At 65.8% G+C, this 10,705-nt stretch carries 11 protein-coding genes; 4 read left to right on the top strand and 7 right to left on the bottom strand.

The features are described from left to right. Positions 1 to 96: 96 nt before the first annotated feature. On the top strand, positions 97 to 393 hold the full coding sequence (locus JN531_RS06815; RefSeq protein ID WP_228348109.1) for a type II toxin-antitoxin system MqsR family toxin: 297 nt from the start codon (positions 97 to 99) through the stop codon (positions 391 to 393). A 2-nt stretch (positions 394 to 395) separates the two neighbouring features. Beyond that, positions 396 to 797 carry a type II TA system antitoxin MqsA family protein gene (locus JN531_RS06810; RefSeq protein WP_228348108.1) on the top strand — a complete coding sequence of 134 codons (402 nt, stop codon included), beginning with the start codon at positions 396 to 398 and terminating at the stop codon, positions 795 to 797. Positions 798 to 822: 25 nt separating this feature from the next. On the opposite strand, the gene JN531_RS06805 is transcribed toward JN531_RS06810, so the two are convergent. Next, entirely contained in the window at positions 823 to 2,628 is a 1,806-nt protein-coding gene (locus JN531_RS06805; RefSeq protein ID WP_228348107.1) for an acyl-CoA dehydrogenase, read from the bottom strand. Positions 2,629 to 2,695: 67 nt separating this feature from the next. On the opposite strand from JN531_RS06805, the gene JN531_RS06800 reads away from it, so the two are divergent. Continuing rightward, a complete protein-coding gene (locus JN531_RS06800) occupies positions 2,696 to 3,316 on the top strand; it encodes a hypothetical protein (RefSeq protein ID WP_228348106.1) in 621 nt (206 codons plus the stop codon). An 8-nt stretch (positions 3,317 to 3,324) separates the two neighbouring features. Here the strand turns inward: JN531_RS06800 and JN531_RS06795 are convergent, their stop codons facing one another. From JN531_RS06795 to pyrF, 6 genes are all read right to left on the bottom strand, one after another. Next, on the bottom strand, positions 3,325 to 4,191 hold the full coding sequence (locus tag JN531_RS06795) for a class I SAM-dependent methyltransferase (RefSeq protein WP_228348105.1): 867 nt from the start codon (positions 4,189 to 4,191) through the stop codon (positions 3,325 to 3,327). A 142-nt stretch (positions 4,192 to 4,333) separates the two neighbouring features. Then, the gene (locus JN531_RS06790; RefSeq protein ID WP_228348104.1) at positions 4,334 to 4,816 is read right to left on the bottom strand and encodes an FKBP-type peptidyl-prolyl cis-trans isomerase; all 483 of its coding nucleotides are present in this window, start codon (positions 4,814 to 4,816) and stop codon (positions 4,334 to 4,336) included. A 49-nt stretch (positions 4,817 to 4,865) separates the two neighbouring features. Continuing rightward, positions 4,866 to 6,221 carry a cytochrome P450 gene (locus tag JN531_RS06785; RefSeq protein WP_228348103.1) on the bottom strand — a complete coding sequence of 452 codons (1,356 nt, stop codon included), beginning with the start codon at positions 6,219 to 6,221 and terminating at the stop codon, positions 4,866 to 4,868. Positions 6,222 to 6,265: 44 nt separating this feature from the next. Further along, positions 6,266 to 7,183, bottom strand: coding sequence for a 1-acylglycerol-3-phosphate O-acyltransferase, YihG family (gene yihG / locus JN531_RS06780; protein WP_228348102.1), 918 nt, complete (start codon positions 7,181 to 7,183; stop codon positions 6,266 to 6,268). A gap of 18 nt (positions 7,184 to 7,201) precedes the next feature. Further along, entirely contained in the window at positions 7,202 to 8,263 is a 1,062-nt protein-coding gene (gene hemE, locus JN531_RS06775; protein ID WP_228348101.1) for a uroporphyrinogen decarboxylase, read from the bottom strand. Continuing rightward, on the bottom strand, positions 8,260 to 8,982 hold the full coding sequence (gene pyrF, locus JN531_RS06770; protein WP_228348100.1) for an orotidine-5'-phosphate decarboxylase: 723 nt from the start codon (positions 8,980 to 8,982) through the stop codon (positions 8,260 to 8,262). Before pyrF ends, hemE begins: the two co-directional genes overlap by 4 nt. A 185-nt stretch (positions 8,983 to 9,167) precedes the next feature. On the opposite strand from pyrF, the gene JN531_RS06765 reads away from it, so the two are divergent. Then, positions 9,168 to 10,541 (top strand): WS/DGAT/MGAT family O-acyltransferase, encoded by a 1,374-nt coding sequence (locus tag JN531_RS06765; protein WP_228348099.1) that lies wholly within the window; start codon positions 9,168 to 9,170, stop codon positions 10,539 to 10,541. The last annotated feature ends 164 nt before the right edge of the window (positions 10,542 to 10,705 follow it).

Raw genomic sequence — 10,705 nt, 5'->3', positions numbered from 1 at the left:
AGCCATAGCCAGGCGACGGGGCTGCTACCGCCCATGGTCGCACGATGCGCTCTATGCATCCTTGCATAAACTAACCTATTTGGTTATTATGCCTCAGTGGAGAAACGGACGCCCCACTGCAAGTTGACGAAAGTCAAAGCCCTCGTGACGGCTGGAAGGGTTCGCACGACGCAATCGGCCCGGCTGGGGGCGGTCGCACTCGGTCTTGAGTACACGGACATGCTCAATGTGCTGATGTCGCTGACATCCGCAGACTTCTACAAAAGCATGACCACCCACGGCGACCACCGAGTCTGGCAAGACGTGTATCGGCCGCGCACGAAGGCTGGAAACGTTTACTTGAAGCTGACGGTCATGGAGGACGTCCTCATCGTGTCGTTCAAGGAGCGTTAACCATGAAATGCCCCGCCTGCGGTTTCGCCAAACTGGTCCATGACACGCGCAATCTGCCCTTTACCTACAAGGGGGAGCGCACGGTGATCCCGGCGGTCACCGGCGATTTCTGCCCGAACTGTCATGAGTCTGTCCTCGATGCATCCGAATCCGACCGCGTGATGGGTGCGATGAAGGCGTTCACGCGGCAGGTCAATGCTGCCGCGGTCGATCCCGGATTCATCGCCGGGGTTCGCAAGAAACTGGCGCTGGATCAAAAGACGGCGGCCGAGATCTTCGGCGGTGGTGTCAACGCGTTCTCGCGCTACGAAACGGGGAAGACGAAACCCCCGTTAGCCTTGGTGAAGCTTCTGAAGGTGCTGGACCGGCACCCGGAGTTGCTCAACGAAATCCGGGCGGGCTGAGACGGCCGCTACGCTCTACCCATTCTCACAACACCCCCACCTCGGTCTCCAACACCGTCCGGTCCATCCGCTGCAACAGCTTCGCTGCGGGCTCAATGGCGGGCAGTTCGTAAATGAAGAAGTAGCGGCAGGCGGCGAGCTTGCCGCGGTAGAAATCGCGGTCGGCTTCGGGGGCGGTGGCCAGGGTGTCGTGGGCGATCTCGGCCTGTTGCAGCCACAACCAGGCGACGGTGAGGTGGCCCAGCATCAGCAGATATTGCGGTGCGTTGGCAAGAGCGGCCTTCACCTCCCCGGCGAGCATGGCGGTGGCCAGCTTGTGGGTGGTTTCGCCGACCAGGCGAACGCCGTTGGCAAGCTGGGCAGCCAGCGGGGCGAGTTCGTCGTGGCCGCTGTTGCGCTCGGCACAAGCCTGCATGTCGGCAAGCAATGCGCTCAGCGCAGCGCCGTTGTGCATCATCGCCTTGCGGCCGAGCAGGTCCAGCGCCTGGATGCCGTTGGTGCCCTCATGGATGGGGTTGAGGCGGTTGTCGCGCCAGTACTGCTCAACCGGATATTCGCGGGTGTAGCCGTAGCCGCCGAGGATCTGGATGGCCTGATCGTTGGCCCGCAGGGTGTGGTCGGCGGTCCAGGCCTTGACGATCGGGGTGAGCAGGTCCAGCCGGGCATGCAAGGCCTTGGCATCTTCGTCCGGGCCGTGGGTCTTGCGGTCGATCAGGCTGGCGGCATACAGGGTGAGGGCGTAGGCCCCTTCCACCAGGCTCTTCTGCATGAGCAGCATGCGGCGCACGTCGGCGTGTTCGATGATGGGGATCGGCGGCGACAGCGGGTCCTTGTTGTCGGCGGGCCGACCCTGGCGGCGCTCCTGCGCATACTGCAAGGAATACAGATAGCCTGCCAGGCCACACATCACCGCCCCCATGCCGACGCCGAGCCGTGCCTCGTTCATCATGTGGAACATGCAGGCCAGGCCCTGGTGCAGCTCACCCACCAGCTCGCCGTGGCAGTCACCGCGCTCGCCGAACTTGAGGAAGGTGTTGACCAAGCCGCGCTGGCCCAGCTTGTGGTTGATACCGGCCAGCTGCACGTCGTTGCGCGGGCCGCGACTGCCGTCGGCGTTGAGCCGGTAGCGCGGCACGATGAACAGGGAGATGCCCTTCACGCCCGGCGGCGCATCCGGGGTCTTGGCGAGCACCATGTGGATGATGTTGTCACTCAGTTCGTGATCGCCGCCGCTGATCCACATTTTGGCGCCCTCCAGCCGCCAACTGCCGTCGGGCTGCGGCTGGGCGATGGTCTTGATGTCGCCCAACGAGGAGCCGGCCTGCGGTTCCGACAGGCACATGGTGCCGGTGAAGCGGCCTTCGAGAATCGGCACACGATAGCGTTGCTGCTGTTCAGCGGTGCCATGGGCTTCAAGCAGGTTGGCCACACCGCGCGACAACAGGGTGAAGCCACTGGTCGCCAGGTTGGCGCTCATGAACAGGCTGTCGCAGGCCAGCGCCAGGGTGTAGGGCAACTGCATGCCGCCCTCGGCCTCGTCGGCCAGCATCGCCATGAAGCCGGCATCGGCGAATGCGCGCAGCGCTTCGGCGACTTCGGGGATGATCTTGACGCTGCCGTCCGCCTGCATGGCCGGCTCTTCGCGGTCGCCGCGGCTGTTGTGGTTGCGGAACCGGTCGAGCGCCAGCCGATGCGAGAGGTCCAGCACCTGTTCGTAGGTCTCGCGCTCGTGGGCGGCGAACCGCGGCCAGCGTTGCCAGGCCTGCACCTTGAGGAACTCGTACAGCAGGAAGTCGAGGTTGCGGCGGTCGGCGATGGCGGACTTGCTCATGAGGTGCTCGGGATCCAATGGTCGTACCCGGATTGTAGGTTGTGCCGGGGGCACTACACTGTGCAGCATGAGCACCCGGGCCAACCTCTTCTATGCCACTGTCGTTTCCATGCTGCTGGGCATGTCCGGCGTGCTGCTGGCAGCCTGGCTGCCGTGGTGGTCCGACCGCCCGGACCACCCGGAGACGGCGGCTTTTGAAACCCGTCTGACCGGCGTCGACCTGACGTCGGGGCTGCGTAGCTACATGAGCGAGGAGGCGGTGGCCCGGCGCTTTCCGGAACTGGTCGATGTCAACCGCATTCTGCGCCCGGCGACGCCCGACCATCCGGCCCGGGATCTGGTCACGCTGGAGCTGTCACCGTTTACCCACCTCGGCGTGGAAGGCCGGATGACACTGGATTTCTTCAACGACCGGCTGATGGAAATGACCTTCGTCCCCCAGGATGCGGCCGCCTACGCCATTGCCCTGGCCCGCGCGGAACCCGGGTTGCGGCGCGACAACACCGGCCGCCGCGAACGGATCAACGGCCACCGCCGCATCGCCAGCAACGTGGAACAGTTGAGTACGCCGGCCGGCCGTCAGCTGGGCAGTACCCCGTTCACGTTGTGGCAGGACCGGCGGCTGCGGGCACAACTCGATGACTGGGATACCCGCTTTGGTCACTTCGCCCCGCCGGCGGGGAACTAGCCGAGGCGCTACGGTGCCGCCGTGGCGCGGGTGGGGATCTCCCGCTTGACGAACTTCAGGGTCATGCGGTCGGATTCGCCGATGGCGAGGTAATGCTCGCGGTCCAGTTCGCCCAGCCGCAATGACGGCGGCAAGGTCCACACGCCTTCGGCGTAGCGCTTCAGGTCCCGCGGGTTGGCGTTGATCTCGGACCGTGCCACCAGCCGAAAACCGGCGTCCTCGGCCAGCTGGATCACCCGCGCCTCCGGCACATAGCCGGACTGGTCGATGTCGGCATCGCTCATGTCGGGGTCGCCACGGTGCTCGACCACGCCCAGTACCCCACCCGGCTTCAGCGCGCGGAAGGCGGCGGCAAACACTTCGCGTTCATAGCGGCCCTTCAACCAGTTGTGGACATTGCGGAAGGTGAGCACCACATCGGCACTGCCGGGCGCGGCGATCTGCCATTGATCAGGCAGGCCCAGTTGGGTGACGACCACACGGTCGTACCGCTCGGGCGCGCCATCGAGCTGCTGCTGGAACCGCTGCTGGATGCGGTCGCGATAGGCGGTGGGGTCATCACTGGGAACAAACCCGGCGGCGGTGTACTGCCCGGCCGCACGCAGGTAGGGGGCAAGAATCTCGGTCCACCAGCCACCACCGGGCCACAACTCCACCACATGGTGATCAGGTTCAACACCGAAAAACCGCAACACCTCGACCGGGTGTCGGTAGACATCCCGGGCGGCGAACGCCGGCGTTCGTTCAGGGCTGGCGACCGCCTGCAGCAATGAGACGGCCGGCGCGGCCGCAGGCGAATCGGTCTCGGCCGCTGCACGCAGCGGCCCGGCCAGCAGAATGCAGCTGATCGCCACAAGGGCCATCGATGAACGCATGATCACTATCCTCGGCTTGCCCGACATCGGGTCACCCGGTTCGGACCGCCTCGGCAGTCGGACGTTCCGCACGGTCGGTGCTGCCGCCGACCCGCAGCCCCGACACCGGACATCATGGAGCCGGCGCCGGGACGGGCAGATGTCAGTGCTGGTGGCCGCCGGGGCCGTGCACGTGACCGTGTTCCAGTTCTTCTGCGCTGGCTTCACGCACTTCCGCAATCTCCACCGCGAACTTGAGCGTTTCACCGGCCAGGGGGTGGTTCCCGTCGACGGTGACCTGGTCGTCATTGACCGCCGTCACCGTCACCCGCATCGGGCCCTGGTTGGACTGCGCAGTGAAAGCCATGCCCGGCTTCACTTCCGGCACACCCTGAAAGGCGGTCATCGGGACCTGCTGGATCAGTTCCAGACGGCGCTCGCCGTAGGCGTCGGCGGGGGCCACGGTGACATCAAGCTTGTCGCCGGCTTTCTTACCAGTCAGCGCCTTTTCCAGGCCGCTGATGATGTTGCCCTGGCCATGCAGATAGGCCATCGGGTCGCCACCCGAGGAACTGTCGAGTACTTCGCCCTGGGTGTTGGTCAGGGTGTAGTGAAAACTGGCGACGCAGCGATCTGCGATTTCCATGCTGAACATCTCATCTGAATGGCCGGCCATGCTAACGCGTTCAGCGTTTTCATGGGGTCCGCGGCCGCAATTGCAGAGGCAGTCCGTCGCGCGGTTTGGCAATCGGCGCCAATTGGTAAGGCATGTGATAACCGGCCGGAACCTGCAGCACGAACCGACGCAGCAGCGCATGCATGACCGCCTTCACCTGCATCTCGGCAAAGTGCAGTCCAAGGCACATATGGGCGCCGCCACCGAACGGCGCCCAGGCGAAGGGATGGCGCCGGTGTTCCTGTCGGTGTGGGCCGAATCGCTCGGGGTCGAATTGATCGGGCGCGGTCCACCATTGTGGGTCCCGCTGGGTCCAGACCGGGAACACCGCCACCGATGCGCCGACCGGAATCTCAACGCCATGCACGGTCAGCGGCTTGCATGCACGACGCACGATGCTGGTCAGCGGCGGGTACAACCTCAGGGCTTCGCGCAGGGCCCATCCCAGGGTTTCCGCATGCCCCAGTTGATCATGCGACAGCGTCGCATCCGGCAACGCCAGCGCCTCATCGGCGAGCCGCTGCTGCCACTGTGGCGCCCCGGCAAGCGCATAGACCAACGTGGTAAGCGCGCTGGTGGTGGTGTCATGCGCAGCCATCATGAGGAACACCAGATGGTCGACCACCTCATCGTCGGCGTAGCGCTGTCCGTGTTCGTCCTCGGCCTGGCAGAGCTGGGTGAACAGGTCGCTGCCCTGGCCATTGCGACGGGCCGGTACCCGCTCGCCGAGAAACGCCGCCAGACGCCGCCGCGCCGCCACACCGCGGGCATAGCGACGGCCGATCACCGGGGTCCGCAGGACCGCGGTGGAGGCTTCCACCACGTCGGTGAAATCACGGTTGACCCGATCAATCTCGTCCATCGACGACAGGCCAAGAAACACCTCCGCGGCGATCTCCAGCGTCAGTCGTTTGATGGCGGGGTAGAACCGCAACTGCGGCGTTTTCGCCCAGGCATCGAGGCTGGCGACGATGCGGGGGTTCATGCGCTGCAGGTAACCGGCCAGCACTTCGGCGCGAAAGGCCGGCTGCATCAGCCGACGGTGCAGTCGATGGTCGTCACCGTCGCGCAGCATCAGGCCGCGGGGAAACAGGTCGCCAAGTATCGGATGCCAGCCGCCGTGGGCCGACAGGGCCTGCTGGCGGTCGGCCAACACCGCCTCGTTGCCGTCAGCCGAGGTGAGGAAGATGCGCGGCTCGAACAGGAAATGCCCGCGCGACACCGGCCCGAAACGCTGATGCTGTTCGCGGGCAAAGGCGAGCGGGTCCCGCAGAAAATCGAGCGTCTGGCCGAGCACCGGCAGGCCATTGCGACCGGGGATGCCGCGCAAGTCCGGCCGCGGCCACGCGGCCTCTGGGCTGAAACCCGCCGCCATCGACATGCTCCTGAAAGGGGATGTCGCCAGTATTGAACAGTTGGTTAGTTGTTGGGAAGGGCGTCGGCCCGCATGTCGCCGATGCGCGCGTCCTTGGCACACCAGTGAGAGGACACCCACTGCTGGAAGCCGGCCCGGAAGTCGGCATCGGTGTCGTAGTCCCCTTCCAGCAGCGCCGGTGACACCGGCTCGACCCGCACATGCAGCTGCAGATCGCCCTGCTCACCCATCAACCAGCTACCGAGCAGGGTTTTCGCCCGCTGCGGCGGCGCATACACCAGCGTGACGTCGAGGATGCCGGCGAACTGCTCGCCCATGGCCCGCAGGGTGAATGCCGCACCGGCACTTTTGGGCTTCAGCAGGTGGCGAAATGGCGACTGCTGCCGTGCCTGCTTGGCGGGTGTGAATCGCGTGCCTTCAAGGAAGTTCACCACCGTCACCGGCTGGCGCTTGTAGACCTCGCATTTGGCGCGGGTGGTCTCGAGGTCCTGATTGCGCAGCGCAGGGTTGGCGGCAATCTGCTCGCGGCTGTAGCGCTTCATGAAGGGGAACTCCATGGCCCAGCACACCTGCCCGATGACAGGGATGTACTTCAGTTGGTCCTTGAGAAAGAACCGCAGGAACGGCACACGACCATGGAACGCGACGAACAGCACCAGGATGTCAGCCCAGCTCTGGTGGTTACTGATCAGCAGGTAGTTGCGGCGGGGGTCCAGCGACCCGTCCACCGTGATGCGCCAGCGCATCGGGTGCAGCAGGTGGTAGATGACCTTGTTGGTCGCCACCCAACGGCGGGCAATCCAGACACAGTATCGGCTGGTCAGATCCCGCAGCGTCACGCCCGGCAGCAGGTGCAGCAGCACCCCGGGCAACATCAGCGTGAACCAGAACATCAAGGCGACGAACTTGATCACCACCGTCAGCGCGCCGACGACGGGACCGGGCAGGAATGACGCCAACATGGATGCCTCCGAAACGACTCAGGCGCTGTGATACTGAGGGCTGAACTCGCGCACCGCCGCCACCATGGCCGCTGCGTGCTCCGGGTTCACACCCGGGGTAATACCGTGGCCGAGATTGAACACGTGTCCACTGCCATTGCCGAAGTCCTGCAGTACGCGCGCCACTTCCAGACGGATGCGCTCGGGGCTGGCGTAGAGCACCGAGGGGTCGAGATTGCCCTGCAGGGCCACCCGGTCGCCGACGCGGCGGCGGGCGCTGGCGATGTCGGTGGTCCAGTCCAGCCCAAGGCCGTCGCAGCCGGTTTCGGTCATGGCTTCAAGGTACTGGCCGCCACCCTTGGTGAACAGCATCACCGGCACGGTTGGCGCCACCCGCTTCAGATGGGCGACGATCTTCGCCATCGGCTCCAGCGAGAACGGCGCGTAGGTGGCGGGCGTCAGCGTGCCACCCCAAGTGTCGAAGATCATCACCACGTCGGCCCCACGGGCGATCTGCGCCTGCAGGTAAAGGCTCACCGCCGCCGCCAGCTTCGACAGCAGGGTCTCCAGCGCGTCCGGGGCGTCGTAGAGCATGGCCTTGATGCGGCTGAAATCCTTCGAACTGCCGCCCTCCACCATGTAGGTGGCCAAGGTCCACGGGCTGCCAGCGAAGCCGATCAGCGGAATCCGGTTGCCCAGTTCGCCCTTGATGGTGGAAACCGCGTCCATCACATAGCGCAGCTCGTCCTCCGGGTCGGGCACCGCTAACTGCGCCACCGCGCGTGGGTCACGCACCGGGTTGGCGAACCGCGGGCCCTCGCCTTCGGCAAAGCTCAGCCCCAGGCCCATGGCATCGGGGATGGTGAGGATGTCGGAAAACAGGATGGCGGCATCGAGGTCGTAGCGCGCGATCGGCTGCATCGTCACCTCGCAGCACAGCTCCGGATTCCGGCACAACGACATGAAGTCACCGGCCTTGGCGCGGCTGGCGCGGTACTCGGGCAGGTAGCGCCCGGCCTGTCGCATGAACCACACCGGCGTGCGGTCCAGCGGTTCGCGCTTGAGCGCGCGCAGCAGGCGGTCATTGGCAAGCGGGGTCATGCACGGTTCTCCAGGGCTGCGGCGATCTCGGCCTGCAGGGCCTCCACCATCGCACGGGGGTCGGCGGCATCGCGAATCGGGCGACCCACCACCAGGTAGTCACTGCCGGCCGCCATTGCGCGGGCCGGCGTCATCACCCGCTTCTGGTCGCCGTCGGAGCGGTTGTCCACAGGGCGGATACCGGGGGTGACGCAGATCAACCGGTCGGGCGCCTCGGCCCGCAGGCGCTCGACTTCGAGGCCGGACGACACCACGCCATCGCAGCCGGCGGCCAGCGCCCGGCGCGCGCGCGACAGCACCAGCTCGCCAACATCGCAGGCAAACCCGAGGTCGTCGAGGTCACCACGATCAAGGCTGGTGAGGGCTGTCACGGCGAGGATCTTCATGTTGCCCGACTTGGCGCTGGCGGCCGCTTCCATCATCGCCTGGTTGCCATGGAGGGTCGCGAAGTCGGCGCCGCGCTCGGACAGGTTACGAATCGCACGCGCCACGGTCTCCGGGATATCGAAGAACTTGAGATCAACGAAGACTCGCTTGCCCTGCCGCTTGAGCACATCGAGCAGGTCGAAGAACCCGGGGGCCATGAGCAGCTCCAGCCCGATCTTGTAGAACCGGCCGGGCTCGCCGATGCGCGCGACCTGCGCCTGAGCGGCCTCGGCGGTCGGCAGGTCGAGAGCGATGATCAGGCGTTCGGCAGCGGGGATGACGGCGCGGGACATGGGGCCTCAAGGTCTCGGAACGCGGCAGCGCGCGGGGTCGCCATTATGAAACCTCTGCCCGCCGGCTGCGCCCCGCAGGCAAAATGCTGCACCTTGTAACGAAACCGGCATGAACCTTGCGGTCGCAGAGCGATCGACATAGAGACAGGCCACACTGGCCATTGGTGCGTCGGGAGACCGCAAAAATGAAACAGCTATCCGTGATCGACAACCTGTTCCTGCTGATGGAGCAGCGCCAGCAGCCGCTGCATGTGGGCGCCCTGTGCCTCTATCAGCCCCCCGCCGATGCTCCGCCCGACTTCGCCCTGCGACTGGCCGATCACCTGCGGGAGTCCACCGAGGCCGCCCGTCCGTTCAACCGCCGACTGGTCAGCCGCGCCGGCTTCAAGTTCTGGGAGGAAGACGGCCAGTTCGACATCGCCCATCACTTCGTGCATCTCGCGCTCCCCAAGCCGGGTCGGATCCGCGAGCTGCTGGCGATGGTGTCACGGGTGCATTCGGCACACCTTGATCGCGCCTACCCGCTGTGGCGCACCTATCTCATCGAGGGGCTGGAAGACGGCCGCATCGCCACCTACTCCAAGATCCACCACTCGCTGGTCGATGGTGTTGCCGGCATCCGCCTCATGCTGAAGTCGATGTCGCCCGACGTGGCGGAGTCGCTGACCATGCCGGCCCCGTGGGAAGTCCGCACCCGCAAGAGCCGGGAACGCACGCTGCCGGTGCCCGCCGGGGCCCTGCGCGGTTTCGCCGCCTTGCGGGCTTTGGGGCAGGAAGGGGCCACCGTGGTGCCCCCGGTGCTGCGCCAGCTGCGGCGCGCCTGGCAGGATCTCCGCGACCACAACCCGGATTTCGTCGGCAGCCTGCAGGCACCCCACTGCATCCTCAACGAACCGATCACCGGCTCGCGCCGCTTCGCCGCGCAGTCGTACTCGATGCCGCGTATCAAGGCCATCGCGCGCAAGTTCGACGCCACCGCCAACGACGTCATTCTTGCGCTGTGTGGCGGCGCCCTGCGCCAGTACCTTGGGGACATGAATGCGCTACCCGAAAAGCCGTTGGTGGCGGCGGTTCCGGTCTCCACCCGCCGCGACGACAGCGATTCCGGCAACGAAATCGCCTTCGCCCTGACCCACCTCGCCACCCACCTCGACAGCCCGATCGAGCGGCTGCAGGCGATCAAGCGCTGCATGGATTACAACAAGGCGTTCATGCGCCAGCTCAGTCCGGCCCAGTTGCTGGCCTATGAGGCGGTCATGCTGGCACCCGGCGCGCTCAACCTGCTGACCGGCTTCGACCGTCGCCGCACTCTGCTCAACCTGGTGATCTCGCATGTGCCCGGCCCGCGCCAGGAGATGTACTGGCAGGGCGCCCGGCTCGATGGGGTCTATCCGGTATCACTGGTGATCGACAAGATGGCGCTCAACATCACCCTGATCAGTCGCCATGACAAGGTCGACTTCGGCATCATCGCCTGCCGCAAAACCCTGCCCAGCGTGCAACGCCTGCTCGAGCACATCGAGGAGGCGCTGGATGAGTTGGAGACCGCCTGCGCCTGAGGGCTGAACAGGGGCCAGCAGAAAGTCCTTCAGCGCGGTGGCGCGAGGCAGAAGTCTGTCATCGCGAGCGGGCGACGCTGACGTCTATCATCGCGGGAGGCGACGCTGAAGTCTGTCATCGCGAGGGGCGCCGCTGACGTCTGTCATCGCGAGGGGCGAAGCCC

Origin of the sequence: Flagellatimonas centrodinii (assembly GCF_016918765.2) — a bacterium.
GTDB lineage: Bacteria > Pseudomonadota > Gammaproteobacteria > Nevskiales > Nevskiaceae > Polycyclovorans > Polycyclovorans centrodinii.
Note: the sequence above shows the minus strand (reverse complement) of the source record. Positions and strands in the feature narration are given on the sequence as shown.

Coding starts and splice junctions, on each gene's coding strand:
- JN531_RS06810 (WP_228348108.1), top strand. CDS start 396: ATGAAATGCCCCGCCTGCGGTTTCGCCAAACTGGTCCATGACACGCGC.
- JN531_RS06805 (WP_228348107.1), bottom strand. CDS start 2,628: ATGAGCAAGTCCGCCATCGCCGACCGCCGCAACCTCGACTTCCTGCTG.
- JN531_RS06800 (WP_228348106.1), top strand. CDS start 2,696: ATGAGCACCCGGGCCAACCTCTTCTATGCCACTGTCGTTTCCATGCTG.
- JN531_RS06795 (WP_228348105.1), bottom strand. CDS start 4,191: ATGCGTTCATCGATGGCCCTTGTGGCGATCAGCTGCATTCTGCTGGCC.
- JN531_RS06790 (WP_228348104.1), bottom strand. CDS start 4,816: ATGGAAATCGCAGATCGCTGCGTCGCCAGTTTTCACTACACCCTGACC.
- JN531_RS06785 (WP_228348103.1), bottom strand. CDS start 6,221: ATGGCGGCGGGTTTCAGCCCAGAGGCCGCGTGGCCGCGGCCGGACTTG.
- yihG (WP_228348102.1), bottom strand. CDS start 7,183: ATGTTGGCGTCATTCCTGCCCGGTCCCGTCGTCGGCGCGCTGACGGTG.
- hemE (WP_228348101.1), bottom strand. CDS start 8,263: ATGACCCCGCTTGCCAATGACCGCCTGCTGCGCGCGCTCAAGCGCGAA.
- pyrF (WP_228348100.1), bottom strand. CDS start 8,982: ATGTCCCGCGCCGTCATCCCCGCTGCCGAACGCCTGATCATCGCTCTC.
- JN531_RS06765 (WP_228348099.1), top strand. CDS start 9,168: ATGAAACAGCTATCCGTGATCGACAACCTGTTCCTGCTGATGGAGCAG.